This window comes from Nostoc sp., assembly GCF_036918245.1.
Classification (GTDB): Bacteria; Cyanobacteriota; Cyanobacteriia; order Cyanobacteriales; family Nostocaceae; genus Nostoc.
This window is the reverse complement of sequence record NZ_JBALEF010000027.1, coordinates 45,544-61,026: the sequence shown is the minus strand read 5'-3', so window position 1 is coordinate 61,026 and position 15,483 is coordinate 45,544. Positions and strand designations below refer to the sequence as shown.

Below are 15,483 nucleotides of genomic sequence, written 5' to 3'. Positions count from 1 at the left end.
ATTCATTCTTTTACCTTTTATTTTTGCTCTGGATCTTCCACTGCCCCTAAAGCTTTCAGCGTCACTAACTGCGCTGCGGTTAACCCTGTAACCCCAGTGATATTCATTTTTTCGTAGGGTCGTGGCGATCGCAGTGTTCTTACGCCCTCACCCGTGAATACATCCCAAAGCTTAATTGTCTCATCTTGGCTACCACTAATCAGGGTTTGACCATCGGGACTAAAGGCAACTGACTTTACCCAATTAGCTCCCTGCAAAGTTTTCAGGCACTTGCCATTATAGACATCCCATAATTTTATCGTTTGGTCTTCACTGGCGCTAGCTAAAATTTGACCATCGGGACTAAAGGCAACTGACCAGACTCGATTAGTATGTTCTTGCAAAGTTGTGAAGCACTTGCCCATATAAACATCCCATAACTTCACTGTTTGGTCATCACTGCCACTAGCTAAAGTCTGACCATCTGGGCTGAAAGTAACTGACCTGATCCGATTGCTATGTCCCTCTAAAACTTGGATGCATTCTCCTGTATAAATATCCCATAACCTCACTCTTTGGTTTTCACTGCCACTAGCTAAAGTTTGACCATCGGGACTAAAGGCAACCGATCTTATCCAACTGGTATGCCCTTTCAAGGTTTGGAGACATTTACCATCACGAAGATCCCATAATTTCACCGTTTGGTCGTCACTGCCGCTAGCTAAAATTTGACCATTCGGACTAAAAGCAACTGACCTAATTCGATTGGTATGTTCCTGCAATTTTTTGAGGCATTGTCCCGTCTGAACATCCCATAATTTAATTGTTTGCTTTTCACTGCCGCTAGCTAAGATTTGACCATCAGGACTGAAGGCAATTGACCGTACCCAACTATTATGCCCCTCCAAAATTTTGAGGAATTTATCGTTACGGACATCCCATAATTTCACTGTTTGCTTTTCACTGCCACTAGCTAAAATTTGACCATCGGGACTGAAGGCAACTGACCTTACTCGATTGCTATGCCCCTGCAAGGTTGTCAAGGACTTACCATCCTGGACATTCCATAATTTAACTGTTTGGTTTTCACTACCACTAGCTAAAGTTTGACCATCGGGACTGAAAGCAACTGACCTTACCCGATTGGTGTGCCCCTGGAAGGTTTTCAGACATTTACCATTACTAACATCCCATAAATTCACGGTTTGGTCGTCACCACCGCTAGCTAAAGTTTGACCATCGGGACTAAAGGCAACCGACCATACCCGATTGGTATGTCGCTGCAAGGTTTTCAGACATTTACCATCACTAACATCCCATAATTTCACGCTTTGGTCGTCACTGCCAGTAGCTAAAATTTCACCATCGGGACTAAAAGCAACTGACCTTACCCAACTGCTATGTCCCTGCAAAATTTTCAGGCATTTACCATCACGAACATCCCATAACTTCACTGTTTGCTTTTCACTGCAACTAGCTAAAGTTTGACCATCGGGACTGAAGGCAACTGACATAATTCGATTGGTATTTTCCTGCAAAGTTATCAGACATTTGCCGGTGTGGACATTCCATAACTTCACTGTTTGGTCTTCACTGCCACTAGCTAAAGTTTGACCATCGGGACTGAAGGCAACTGACCTAACCCAACTGCTATGTCTGTGCAAGGTTTTCAGGCATTTACCATCATGAACATCCCATAATTTCACTGTTTGGTCATCACTGCCACTAGCTAAAGTTTGACCATCAGGACTGAAGGCAACTGATTTTACCCAACTGCTATGTCCAATACAGGTAAAAAGTAGCTTTCCATCTTCAACTTGCCACAAGTAAGTCTTGCCATCAGCATCACCCGTAGCCAAAAGTTTTCCATCCGGGCTAAATGCGACTGACGAAATACTAACTAATGTTTCTGAAAAAACGCATTTAGCTAAATCAGCATTGGCAAAATTTACCCGATGCAAATGCACACTTTGTAAATATGCTTGCCAAATAGTCAGATTAGAAAAGTCATAGCCTCTAAAATCAGTTTGTAGTTGACAAAGGATATTTAACAGATTTCCACCTGCATATCCTGCTGTTTGGGGAACCTGTCGCAGGTGCAATAAAATTTGATATAGATGATGTTCGATATTTTTAGCATATCTAAAAATAGTTAATAACCTATCTATAATTGGTTTAATAATCAGGGTAATCTGAGTGTTTCTAATATAATCTTTGGCCGTAGCTTCCATTAAAGCATGGCTCATAAATAGTCTAATATTACGAGTGGTAATTTCGTGACAAACCTGTTCAATCAGTTGGTCAGTCATGTATTCCATGACCACAGACTGGAGGGTGAAAAGTGCTGTTCTTTGTTCAATTAGCGATCGCCGCCGCAGTGATTGTAGCGCTTCCATCACTTCCCTTTTGGGCAAAGGACGCACAATATCATTTAGCAATTCGTCTAGAGAAACTAACTCGCGCTTGATTGCTAGCCAATAAATTATTTCTTTTTCGATCTCTGACAACCGCTCAAATTGCTGGTCTAGTAAATTTCGGGTGTCGCCAAAAATTATCTCTCCTTCAGCTAGAAAAGCAGCGATATCACCATCAAATAACTCCCGAATCGTCTCAGAAACTAGCTTTAAGGCCAAAGGATTGCCTGAATACTTCTCAACTAGCTTGGCCCATTCCTGTTGTGAGCCAAATAACCCTTTATCTTGGAGAATTTCTTGCCCTTCTGTTTCTCCTAAGCCGATTAACGATAATGTTCTAACTGGTGATGCTTCTCCCTCTAAAGGAGCAAATTCTTTTGGTTTTTCACGAGATGTCAGCACCAAACAGCTTTGATGCGGTTCTTCCCCTACCCGACTAAGTAGTTGACTATAATCTTCATATTCTTGTCTATATTGTCCGGCGCGATCGCCTTCTTGTAAAATTGTCTCTGTGTTATCAAATACCACAAGACAACGATGCTCTCGTAAATAATGAATCAGCAGCGTTACTTTACCATCTACGCTTTCTGGCAAATCTGTTTCCCTATCATCAGATAAAAACCCGATCAGGTTCGCTAACATCTCTGCAATGGGTGGCGCATTGCGGAGACTTCGCCAAATCAAATACTCAAAATTCTCTTGAACTTCCTTTGCCAGTTTCACAGATAAAGCAGTTTTGCCGATTCCGCCCATTCCCAATATTGCCACTAGTTGGCAGTTATGCTTAATGAGCCACTGCGTTAGCTGAGACAATTCTGCTATGCGTCCCCGAAAAAAGCAGACACCAGGCGCTTCACCCCAATCTTGACGGTTTTGGGTAATGGATTTCTGATTGTGTGAAGATGCTTGATACTCAGATTCTATAACTTGCTGTAACTTAGTGAGCTTACCTGGGCCGCTACCAGTAACATTAAATTTCTTGTAAACTTCACTTAATCTTTTGCGTACTGCCTCGGCGCTGATTGCCAATTTTTTAGCGATCGCATTTGGCGAATGTCCCTCAACAGCATATAAAAAGACTTTGATCTCGCTGTTAGACAAGCACCGTTTTTCGGCTAAAGCCAAAAGAACGTTTTCGGGAATGACACTCATACTCACACAAAGACACATTACAAACCAATGTTATCTCACATAGTGAGATAACATTACTGCCAATCTGGTATCCCCTCAATATTTCGAGGTAAACATTTGCTGCTCTGGGAATGTTTTCTTGGGCTTTGTCGTTCTTATTCTGACGGGATGGGCGATCGCGCGGATGAGTTTAGTTTACCTCACTTAGATACATTGAGTCTACTTTCTTTGTGCAACTGGCTGCACGCGCAAACCCTCTGTCTCATCAACCGTAGGAGTGGCAATCAGCGATTCATTTCCTGTCAGACCTGATGTAATTTCTACTTCAGTACCATAATCTCGCCCAACAGCAACTTTTTGATAATGCACTGTGTGGTCTTTGGTTACAGTTGCTACCTGCGTCCCTCCGGCGTTAACGACCAAGGCACTATCTGGCACGACAAAAGGAGGATTAGTGCGGTTAATGGCAAATTTGACATTGGCATACATCCCAGGTCGCAGCGTCGCGTCCAAATTCTGTACTTCTAATTGTGTCAGTAAAGTGCGAGTAGTTGGATCTATAGCGTTGCTAGTACGTATTACTTTACCCGTAAACACTCGTTGGGGTAACTCTCTAACTGTAATTTGTGCTGTTTGTCCAGTTTGAAGTGACTGTGATAAACTCTGTGGAACACTCACATTTACCTTTAGATTGTCATAAGCAGCAATAGTATAAAGGCTGCTATTGCTAGTGTTGGTGTTGCTGGTACTGGTACTGGTGTTGCCATTACCTGCTGAAATTAAAACACCTGTATTGACATTACGTGCAGTAATCACTCCTGCAAAAGGAGCAGTGACTTTCTTATAAGACTGCAATACGGTATTACGTTGGAAGTTTGCTTGACTTGCGTAGGCGTTAGCTTGTGCTGCTTTGATGTTGGCAGAGTCAGAATTAATAGTGTTTTGTGCTGCCTCAACGCTGGCAAGATTAGCTTGATATGTAGCATATCTTGTATCTGCATCTTGTTGAGGTACTGCACCTTGCTTGACAAGAACACTCCAGCGCTGCCAGCTCTGACGTGCGATCAATAGATTAGCGCGGGCTTGCTTCAAATCAGAAATACTTTTAGCTAAATTAGCACGAGTTTGAGATACATTGGCTTGTGCTTGCACTACCTCTGCCTTCGCTTGCAGAACTTGCTGGTCGGTGTCTGGTGAATCAATTTCTGCCAACAACTGACCCGCTTGGACGCGATCGCCAATATCTGCGTACCACCGCTTTAAATACCCAGTACTGCGAGCGTAGATGGTCGTTTGATTCAGGGCTACAACATTGCCAGGTAGTTCCAATTTGGTAGCACCAGTAGCGCGACGGGGAGTGATTACGTTGATAGAAGGTAGGGTGCTTGCTTCCTTGACTGCTGCTTGTAATTCTGACTTTTGACTTAATCGGGGTAGAATGCCTATGGCCAGTAAGCTACCAAAAAAAACAGCACCAATTACAGCCCAACCAATTGCACCAATGCCGCGCCTGTGTTTTTTAGAAGTCGTTTGTTGTTCAGAATCAGGAGATGGACGATGTTGAGAATCCATAGGTAAACTGTCCTGTATTATCTAAGAAAGCAAAAATTTAACAGCTAGAGTCATTACCATTATTAGACTTCTTGCAAAAGTGGGATAAGGGGTAAGAGGTAAAGGGGAAAGCGGCTCAGAAAAAACCCTTTCCGCTACGGTGTACACACAAGTTTTTGACCTGCACCTTTGTTGCATTGACCTGCACCTTTGTTGCATTGACCTGCACCTTTGTTGCATTGACCTGCACCTTTGTTGCATTGACCTGCACCTTTATTGCATTGACCTGCACCTTTGTTGCATTGACCTGCACCTTTGTTGCATCGACTTGCAAAAATTAATCTACCCTACGTTACGTAGTAACTTTAAGAGATTTATGTGTACACCGTAGCTCTTATATGCTATGACTTGCCTTGAGATGATGACAACGAGTATTCTGTCTGCGAATCTGAGAAATTTAAATCGTCATCATCCTGATCGATAGGACGAGGTTGTTGACGCCGCATAATGCTGTATACAACAGGTACAAAGATAAGAGTTGCGACTGTTGCAGCTGACAAGCCGCCAATTACAGCGCGACCCAAGGGTGCATTCTGCTCACCACCTTCACCAAGACCAAGAGACATTGGCACCATACCGATGAGCATGGCTAAGGCAGTCATCAACACAGGACGCAACCGCGTGTGACCTGCCGCTTGCGCTGCTTTATAGGCATTTTGCCCTTCCTGACGCTGGTCATTAGCAAAAGTGATCATTAGAATACTGTTTGATGTCGCTACACCGATACTCATAATTGCACCCATTAACGAAGGAACGCTGAAAGTGGTGCGGGTGACAAACAGCATCCAGACAATACCAGCTAAAGCACTTGGCAGTGCCATCATAATAATCAGGGGATCGAGCCAAGATTGGAAGTTCACCACCATTAAGCAGTAAACCAGTACAATTGCAAACACAAGCCCTAAACCAAGTCCCAAAAACGAAGAGTTCATCGTTTGCACTTGCCCTCGGACATTAATCTGACTTCCCTTGGGCAATTTTTTCTGATAATCAGCGATGATTCTATTTACATCATTGGCAACTCCCCCAAGGTCACGGCCAGAGGAGTTAGCGTAGATATCGAAAACTGGCTGAATGTTGTAGTGATTCACAACTTGCATCACTGTGTCGCGTTTGACACTAGCCAAATTACCTAAAAGTTGGGGTGCAGTTTGACCGTTGCCAACTGGCGTATTTTTCAGGCTGTCAATAGAGTCAAGTTTGTACTGAGGAACTTGTACAGCAAGGGTATAACTCACGCCTTTTTTGGGATCGAGCCATTGGTTGATTGCAGCTTGACCGCTTGAACTTAAGGAAGTGAGGACACTATTGGCAACATCACGCTGGGTCATACCCAGTTGTTGAGCCTCGGTGCGATCTACATCAAGACGTAATTTGGGAGCATCGACAACTTGGTGAAGATGTACATCTACAGCCCCAGGAATGCGCGTCATTCGGGCGGCAATTTGTTGGGCAATTTCAAAGTTGCCCTTTGAGTTTTTCAGAGGGCCAGATATTTGCACGTCAACAGCAGCAGGCAAACCGAAATTGAGAATTTGAGTCACAATATCAGCCGGCTGAAAAAAGAAGGTGTAGTTGGGAAATGTCGCTTTCAATTTCTGGCGGAGTTCCTTGATGTAAGAAAAAGTTGCACCAGATTCTTTTAGGGACACAAGAATATCAGCATCAGCCTGTCCAATTGTGGCACCGTTGTACCCATAAGTAAGGTTAATGCCACTGGTGGGTAAGCCGATGTTATCCAAAATCAGAGAGAGATTCTCTTTCGGTACAGTCTGGCGGATAACGCCTTCAACTTGGCTGACAATTCTTTCTGTCTCTTCCAAACGAGTACCTGGTAAGGCTCGAACATGAAGGCTAAACTGACCACCATCGACTTCAGGGAAAAAGTCTTGACCGACGAACGGTAACAAAACTCCTGCACTGACGATAAAAGCACCAAATAACACAAAGACTATGCGGCGGTGATTTAATGCTGAGGTCAGGACATTGTAGTACCAACTGCGAAGCTTCTCAAATTGTCGGTTAAACTTTTCGTGTAGCCGCCATATCCAATCTTTCTTCACAGCTTTGGCAGTTGTCGTTGTTGCTTCTGACTTTTGGTGGTGGTTGTCGTGACCATTATTGTTTTGGACTGGCGAATGGGTGTGGTGGTCACGATTATCATGGATTTCGACTAGTGAAGAATGGCTGTGGTGATTGTTGCGACCATTATTGTTTTGGACTGGCGAATCTAGATGATGGTTGTCGCGACCATTGTTGTTTTGGACTGGCGAATCTAGATGATGGTTGTCGCTATGACCATTATGATCCTCGCTTTCTCTATGCCAGTCTACTTCAGATGGTAGAAAATAGCTTGCCATTGTCGGGACTACAGTCCGAGATAGCACATAAGAAGCAAGCATCCCAAATACCACCGCCATTGCTAGGGGGACAAACAGGTACTTTGCTACTCCACTGAGAAACACAACCGGCACAAAGACAATACAAATACATAATGTTGCTACAAGTGCTGGAGTGGCGATTTGCTGCGCCCCATCTAAGATTGCTCGCTTGATGGGTTTACCTTGTCCGAGATTTCGGTGGATATTTTCAATTTCTACTGTGGCATCATCTACAAGAATACCAACAGCTAAGGATAAACCACCTAGAGTCATGATGTTGAAAGTTTGTCCCAAACGACTCATCACAATAATTGAAACTAGCATCGACAGAGGAATCGATACGGCTACAATTACGGTGCTGCGCCAACTTCCCAAGAAAATCAAAATCATCAGCGCGGTGAGACAGGCTGCAATCAATCCTTCTTTGAGAACGCCTTGAATCGAAGCTTTCACAAATATAGATTGATCAAACAAAAACGCTAAATTCAGTTCTGGGGGCAAGGTGGATTGGATGCGAGGCAAAGTTTTTTTTACCCGCTCGATCACATCAATCGTTGAGGCATTGCCACTCTTGAGGATACTAAGTAAGCTCGATCGTCTGCCATTCTGACGTACAATGTTTGATTGCACACCAAAGCCATCTCTTACCTGCGCGACATCACGAATGGAAATGACAGTACCATTAACTTGCTTAATCGGTAAGTTGTTGAGTGCTGCCACCACATCTGGACTATTGTTGATTTGTACGGCGAAGTCGCGAGCGCCTATTTTCATATCGCCTGCGGGCAAAACCAAGTTTTGGGCACTGACAGCATTAGTCACGTCTTGGGCAGAAATGCCATTAGCTAACATCGCTTGGGGATCGATATCAACCATAATTTGCCGAGGTTTACCACCATAAGGCAGAGGTACACTCGCTCCTTGCACTGTTGCCAATTGAGTGCGAACGAAGTTGGTAGAATAGTCGAAGAGTGCTTCTTCTGGCAAGGTTTTGCTACTGACACTCATCTGGATAATCGGCACGCTAGAAGCGTTGTATTGAATGATGAATGGCGGTGTAATCCCAGGTGGCAAAGGACGGAGAATTGTTTGGCTGACAGAGGTGATTTGAGCAACGGCTGAGGCTATATTGACACTCGGTTGGAAGAAAACCTTGACGACACTAACACCACTTAAAGATTGAGACTCAATGTGTTCGATGTCACCAACGGTTGTTGTCATAGCGCGTTCGCTAATGGTGACGATTCGCTGTGCCATTTCCTCTGATGTGGTACCAGTGTAAGTCCAAACTACGCTGACAACCGGAATGTTGATTGCCGGAAAAATGTCAACTGGTGTACCAAATATCGTGACTACACCCAGGATCACAATCATCAAAGCTGCGATCGCGAATGTATACGGAAGACGTAAAGCAATTTTGACGATCCACATAGTTAGTTAGGATACTTCAAAAGTTTTTTGTGTTAAAGCTGACTGAGGTTGGCGTTTGAGCTAATTGAAGTTGTTCTGTTTGGAGTTGCTCAACTAGCCACTCAATTTCTGATTTGATCACTTCAACTGCGCGCTTTTGCACTTTCGCTTGATATAAATCATCAGTAACTTCAAGTGCTTTTTTCTCTGCAAGGCGTAACTGACATAATATCAATCGATGTTCGATTAACTGGACTCGTTCTTCGGGTAATAAATGACTAAAGAAAAAAAATTTGATAAAGAATCGCGATCGCGCATTAACCCAGCTTTCATGAGGATATGCGAGCATCTCTTGATACCAAGTGTTTTTACCGAGGTGTGTAATCTCATATACCTTTCCACACTGCCCACCTTCTTCTCCTTGTTCTGCACATAGGATCGCTTCACCTTGTTCTTCCATGCGCTTCAAAAGAGGATAAATCGCGCCATAGTTGACACAAATACTGCAACTCATAAACATCTCTAGTTGCTGTTTGAGCCGATAACCATTTAATGGCTCTCGCTGTAATAAACCTAATACTGCCAACTTCAGCATTTTGATATATCAATCTGATATGTTGATTAACAATATCAAATTGAGCCTTTTTAGCCAAGTACTTAAGGTTCAATTGTCAGAATTCTCTGTGATGCCGCAGGATGCTAGCCGGATAAGTTACCTGTGGGGTAACTAGGGGCAAGTGAGACGGCCACCTCACAATAGGTAGTTGAGTATTTTTTATTTGAAAGTCCCTTAGTGCCAAAAGTGAGGATTCATTTGGAGACTTCAGGCGGATTTATAGAATCTTATGCTGTTTAAATAATTTTCTCTACAGTTTACCTTGACCTAAGTAACTAAGTTACTTTATAGTGAGTTTAACAGTAGAAACCACGGTGACTTAGTAAGGTTACGGGTGAATTAAAGAAACTTAGTGAGCAAAGGATAAAGGCAAAGACTGGAACTGCAAATTCTGAAAAAGGCAAGTATACAAATTGCCTGTAGGAATTTCGAAGGTTCAATGCGCGTAGTCCGCGTTCGTGCTACTAAGCGCATTGAACGCCTAATTTTTGATATCCAGATTGCCCTAGTAATTCATCAAACAGCTTAATTTTTCATAAGCCGCAAATATCAAAACCACCTTTGTTGGTATTCCCACTCCACTCAGGAGTAGGACTTTTGTCTACCTTAACTTGGTAGGAGCAAAACTGTGGAGATTCGCTGTTTCCTTAGTGTGGTCGGGGGAGCGCAAACTGCTACCTAGATTCAACTTTCAAAACAGGAAAAAAACTATGAAACCCAGTCTCAAAGATAACGATAATCTGTTTTTCAGGTGGTTTTGTATAGGACTCAAATATTTTCTGCTGGCACTGCTAGGGCTGGGAATAGCCTTTGTTGTGTCTCACACTTTTGGGGCAAATGCGATAGTTGGGATGCTTTTATCCGCAAGTCTACGGTCATGGGTTGCGAAGATAGCGATTTTCCTAGTCTGTCTATTTGCGATCGCAATGATATTTGAGTCTTGGGGTTAAGGCCCATATTGACAATAAATAGCCTTTGGCTAACTTCCACTTAGCTAAAGGCTTCGTAACTTTCCATTCGGAGATTATATCATGCCTAACAACAACAACGGCTCTGGGTTAGAACCAATTTCGCCACTTTTAGTTATCTTAGTGGCAGGATCTATTTCTTTAGCGATCATTAACAAAGCTAATCACCCGGCATATTTTGACATAGTTAAAATAGCTATGGCCTATAGCTTTGGTTCAATCAAGTCCCAAGGAAAAACTAAACATTCCAATCACCAGGATGAGGAAGATCGAGACGAGTTAAAGTAGCAGATGTGAAGGCAGTAAAAAATACCTGTTTTTACAGATAGCCTGCCAAAGGTGAGTTGCAGATTATAATTTACTTCTAAAATAGAAGAATGCTGTCAACTCCCACTCAACTACTGCGACTGTCTCAAGGACAACTTAACTTACTAGAAGCTTGTCCGCGTAAGTTTCAACATACCTATCTCGAAAAACTCAATTCCCCCTCAAATCCAGAACAAGAAGAACGGCTAACTTTGGGTAGTCGTTTTCACTTGCTAATGCAACAGCGAGAAATGGGTTTGCCAATTGATAGTTTCCTGGAAGCAGATGCTCAACTGCAAAGCTGGATGCTAGGTTTTGCCGATGCAGCGCCAGAAATTTTAACGGCTGCATCTGATAATCAAACTTTCCGTGAAAGCGAACACTACCGGACTCTGCAAGTTCAGAACTATTTGCTGACAGTTGTCTATGATTTATTGATTGCAGATAACCAACAAGCGCAAATTCTCGACTGGAAAACTTATCCTAAACCACCCAATAAACGCAAGTTAGAATCCAACTGGCAAACACGGCTTTATCTGTATGTATTGGCAGAAACTAGCGACTATTTGCCAGAAAAGATTTCCATGACTTATTGGTTTGTCCAATCTGAAGGCAAACCGCAAAATATTAAATTTAATTACAGTACTGCTCAACATACACAAACAGGAAAGAAACTTAATCAACTATTAAGTCAGTTAAGTGGTTGGCTAGAAAATTACCAAAATAACCAGCAGTTTCCTCAAGTGGTGGAGGGTAGCAAAACCTGTGATTATTGTCAGTTTGCCAAACGGTGCGATCGCATCCAATCTACTGAAGAAGCAGTGAAAGACTCATTGCCAAATTTTGACAGTATTCAAGAAGTCTCACTCAACCCTATAAATTAGAGGATGTTTGTCAAATCCAATCAAGGTATAAAGAAGTTATAACTTTTAAATTTATGTAAAATTATGTCAAGCTTTGAGGAGACTGAAGCAATTTATGTACGCGAATTAGGAATTGATGATATTGCTCCCGTTTACCACTTGGGAGAAGGGTTATTTACCAGCGATTTATATCCTTATTTATACCGTACCTAGGATGAATGGGAGGTAATTGGACTTTACAACACCGATCCAGAATACTGTCTTGTGGCCGAAACAGATGGGGAATTAGCAGGATTCGTTTTGGGAACCATCATCACCAAAGCATCCTGGACTTATGGATATATTTTATGGCTGGGAGTTAGTCCGAAGTATCAGCGTCGGGGAGTTGCAGACAAGTTGGTTGATAAAGTCGTCGCCCGGATGATTGAAGATGGGGCGCGGTTTATGCTGGTAGACACTAATCCTACCAATACTTCAGCGTTAAAGTTTTTTAACCGCAAAGGTTTTGGTAATATCCGCCAGCATATTTTCTTGTCGATGAATTTAAGTAAGCATGAATATTATGGCAGATTAATTGATTACGAACACCAAAAAGCTGAAAGAGCAGGTTATAGGCGATGTCTACGACGGGCTACGCCTACGCGTCCAGCAATTCGTGCGCGTAAACCTGATAGTGTAGCTAATGAAGTCGTCCTCAATCGTCTAGTGAATGAATCTCAAATAACTGAGGATCAATCTCCAATCTAACAAAAGTTAGGATTAGCCCTTTGAAAGTGGGTAAAATTTTTGGATAATAATTCTTCTTTTCTCCGTGTTATCTGCGACTCTGTGGTTTCAATAAATTACTTTAAAACCGCAGAGGCACGGAGAACGCAGAGAGAAAAGCATTATGGCTATTATTGATTTTGAATTTAGAGCAAAGCGACGTGGCTTATGTGTATAGAATTTGGGCGGGAAATCTGCGGCAATCTTGACATTGCAGAATCGCGGGAGTGGTTAGTTACTAACGGTATTGGTGGTTACGCCTCTGGGACTGTGGCTGGTTTATTAACCCGCCGCTATCACGGACTATTGGTAGCAGCATTGAAACCACCTCTAGGTCGTACTTTAATGCTGGCAAAACTAGATGAAACTGTATTGTATGATACCCGCTCTTATTCTTTAGACACCAATCGTTGGGCAGATGGGATTGTCAGTCCCCACGGCTATCAGCATATTGAACGTTTTTCTCTGGAAGGTACAATTCCTGTATGGCGTTTTGCTGTTGCCGATGCCTTATTAGAAAAACGGGTGTGGATGCAACAAGGCGCGAACACAACTTATGTCCAATATACTTTGCGTCGTGCCACTCAACCGTTGAAGTTGAGGCTCAAAGCAATGGTCAACTACCGCGATTATCACAGCGACACTCAAAGCAATGGTTGGCAGATGTCTGTTGAGGAGGTGGAACAGGGGATTTGTGTAACTGCTTATCCGGGTGCTGTACCACTATATCTACTGAGCGATAGGGGTAGTGCATCTGTTGTCCACAATTGGTATCATGGCTTTGACTTGGCAGTTGAACGCTATCGGGGATTGAGAGATAAAGAAGACCACCTCCACGCCGCCACTTTTGAAGTTACACTGAATCCTGGGGAAGCGATGTCTACGACGGGCTACGCCTACGCATTTGTAGCCAGCACAGAAAAACAACCAAATCTCAATGGTGAAGCGGCACTTAAGTTACGTCGCGCTCAAGAGCAGAAGTTAACAGGATTTTGGAAAACTAATCGACCCCTTAAGATTAAGGAATCACCTAGCTGGATCGACCACCTAGTACTAACTGCTGACCAGTTTATTGTCGATCGCTCATTACCAGAAGACCCGCAGGGTAAAACCATCATCGCTGGTTATCACTGGTTTAGCGACTGGGGACGCGACACCATGATTAGTCTACCTGGTTTGACAATTTCTACTGGTAGTCCAGAGGTAGCACGCTCAATTCTTCGCACCTTTGCCAGATATGTAGACCAGGGAATGTTACCTAATCGCTTTCCCGATGCGGATGAGCAACCAGAATATAATACAGTCGATGCCACACTCTGGTACTTTGAAGCAGTCCGCGCCTACTACAGCGCTACAGACGATGATACTTTGCTTGGTGAACTTTTTCCCATACTTGCAGACATCATTAATTGGCACTGTCGCGGTACACGCTACAACATTCATCTCGATGCCGCCGATGGCTTACTTTATGCAGGCGTTGCTGGTGTACAACTGACCTGGATGGATGCCAAAGTTGACGATTGGGTAGTTACGCCCCGAATTGGCAAACCGATTGAAGTTAACGCCCTCTGGTATAATGCTTTGCGGACAATGGCAAAGTTTGCTCGTCACCTTGGTAAACCACACCAAGAGTATGAGGCAATGGCAGACCGGGCAAAGTATAGATTTTCTCGCTTCTGGAATAACGAGACAGGTTATTGCTATGACGTTTTAGACAGTCCTGATGGTGATGATGCGTTATTGCGTCCTAACCAAATATTTGCCGTTTCATTACCAGAAAGTCCGCTCACACCTGCCCAGCAAAGGGGTGTGGTGGAAGCTTGTGGGCGAACGCTGCTAACTTCTCATGGGTTGCGATCGCTAGCCCTCGATCATCCCCAGTATCAGAGTAAATACGGTGGCAATCAGTATCAACGTGATGGAGCTTACCACCAGGGGACGGTTTGGGGTTGGTTATTGGGGCCGTTTGTCTTAGCACACCTGCGCGTCTACAAAAATCCTGAGCAGGCTCGTCAATTTTTGGAACCAATGGCTAATCACCTCAACGCGCACGGTGTTGGTAGTCTCAGCGAAATTTTTGATGGTGATGCCCCGATGACTCCACGGGGATGTATTGCCCAAGCGTGGACAGTGGCAGAGGTTTTGCGTGCTTGGTTGGCGACAACAAGTTGATACGGGGAATACATTTAGGACTTAAGTATTGCTTTAACAGCTAAATTGCTCTTTCTCCGAGCAATTTAGGATCTCCGCCAAAATCTCTCACTCATCCGCTACAATGTGTTGTTATATCTTTAACCAGTCTATATCACTCAAACTTGATCAGCTTATCTTTATCTGCAACCCAGATACTAGATATACCTTTATCAATTGCCTGGTTGATAGAATTTTGATCAAGTTTCTCAATGATTTCAATAGTTTCTGGCACATTATTTCTCTGTGCCTTCTTGTTATTGATAAGTCCCAAAGGCATATAAATTTCAGTGAAATATGGAGCTAAAAAGCCTAATAGAAAATGTCGTTGAAGCTCGTACATATCATGGTCAAATCCACCGTTTTTATTTCTATGACCATCGATGTCAATATAAAGAAATCTTTTTTTGTTGGGACTAGTATCTTGAGCAATTTTGAGCAGCCTATGGATATGGTAAACGCTAACTTCAAAATTTTCCTCTTCAAAGACTGCATGATAAAGTACAACTCCTTTTGAGTGGAGCATACCTTCCCAGTTTTTATCAGATTTAATTTCACAGAACTCGTCTAAATTTAGCAAGTCTGTGAGATTATTGTTTCTTTTTTCTATCAGTTCCCACCAGTAATCTCTCATCTGGCGCATTGTTCTTCTCTTTTCTGGATTACCTCCATAAAGGTCATGGCAAGAAGAGCACAAAGGTGCAAAATTATCTAACTCGTCTGAGCCTCCCTCAGATTGAGGAATGATATGATGTATCTCGACAAAAGGCTTGTGGCACAAGCAACATCTAAATGCGGACTTTTTCTTTGCAAGCAATTTTGTTTTTTTACTAAATGCCATAACGGAAC

General features: G+C 43.1%; 10 protein-coding genes and 1 pseudogene. 4 read left to right on the top strand and 7 right to left on the bottom strand.

What is annotated here, in order from left to right; translation table 11 throughout:
• Positions 1-17: 17 nt before the first annotated feature.
• From V7L12_RS06045 to V7L12_RS06020, 6 genes are all read right to left on the bottom strand, one after another.
• Positions 18-3,545 (bottom strand): NB-ARC domain-containing protein, encoded by a 3,528-nt coding sequence (locus tag V7L12_RS06045; RefSeq protein WP_335082988.1) that lies wholly within the window; start codon positions 3,543-3,545, stop codon positions 18-20.
• Positions 3,546-3,743: 198 nt separating this feature from the next.
• Positions 3,744-5,096 (bottom strand): efflux RND transporter periplasmic adaptor subunit, encoded by a 1,353-nt coding sequence (locus V7L12_RS06040; protein ID WP_335082986.1) that lies wholly within the window; start codon positions 5,094-5,096, stop codon positions 3,744-3,746.
• A 115-nt stretch (positions 5,097-5,211) separates the two neighbouring features.
• Positions 5,212-5,409: a hypothetical protein gene (locus V7L12_RS06035; RefSeq protein ID WP_335082984.1), complete on the bottom strand. Its 198-nt coding sequence runs from the start codon at positions 5,407-5,409 to the stop codon at positions 5,212-5,214.
• A gap of 67 nt (positions 5,410-5,476) precedes the next feature.
• A complete protein-coding gene (locus tag V7L12_RS06030; protein WP_335082982.1) occupies positions 5,477-8,947 on the bottom strand; it encodes an efflux RND transporter permease subunit in 3,471 nt (1,156 codons plus the stop codon).
• A gap of 16 nt (positions 8,948-8,963) precedes the next feature.
• A complete protein-coding gene (locus V7L12_RS06025; protein ID WP_335082980.1) occupies positions 8,964-9,521 on the bottom strand; it encodes a PadR family transcriptional regulator in 558 nt (185 codons plus the stop codon).
• A 789-nt stretch (positions 9,522-10,310) separates the two neighbouring features.
• Positions 10,311-10,532 carry a hypothetical protein gene (locus tag V7L12_RS06020; RefSeq protein WP_335082978.1) on the bottom strand — a complete coding sequence of 74 codons (222 nt, stop codon included), beginning with the start codon at positions 10,530-10,532 and terminating at the stop codon, positions 10,311-10,313.
• 41 nt (positions 10,533-10,573) lie between these two features.
• Between V7L12_RS06020 and V7L12_RS06015 the strand changes: the two genes are divergently transcribed.
• From V7L12_RS06015 to V7L12_RS06000, 4 genes and pseudogenes are all read left to right on the top strand, one after another.
• Positions 10,574-10,798, top strand: coding sequence for a hypothetical protein (locus V7L12_RS06015; protein WP_335082976.1), 225 nt, complete (start codon positions 10,574-10,576; stop codon positions 10,796-10,798).
• Positions 10,799-10,887: 89 nt separating this feature from the next.
• Positions 10,888-11,700, top strand: coding sequence for a PD-(D/E)XK nuclease family protein (locus V7L12_RS06010; protein WP_335082974.1), 813 nt, complete (start codon positions 10,888-10,890; stop codon positions 11,698-11,700).
• Positions 11,701-11,763: 63 nt separating this feature from the next.
• Positions 11,764-12,426, top strand: a pseudogene (locus tag V7L12_RS06005) (GNAT family N-acetyltransferase).
• Between the two features lie 186 nt (positions 12,427-12,612).
• Positions 12,613-14,616 carry an amylo-alpha-1,6-glucosidase gene (locus V7L12_RS06000; RefSeq protein WP_335082972.1) on the top strand — a complete coding sequence of 668 codons (2,004 nt, stop codon included), beginning with the start codon at positions 12,613-12,615 and terminating at the stop codon, positions 14,614-14,616.
• Positions 14,617-14,749: 133 nt separating this feature from the next.
• Here V7L12_RS06000 and V7L12_RS05995 read toward each other — a convergent pair whose 3' ends face one another.
• Positions 14,750-15,475, bottom strand: a complete 726-nt coding sequence (locus V7L12_RS05995) for an HNH endonuclease (RefSeq protein ID WP_335082970.1) — start codon at positions 15,473-15,475, stop codon at positions 14,750-14,752.
• Positions 15,476-15,483 lie beyond the last annotated feature (8 nt).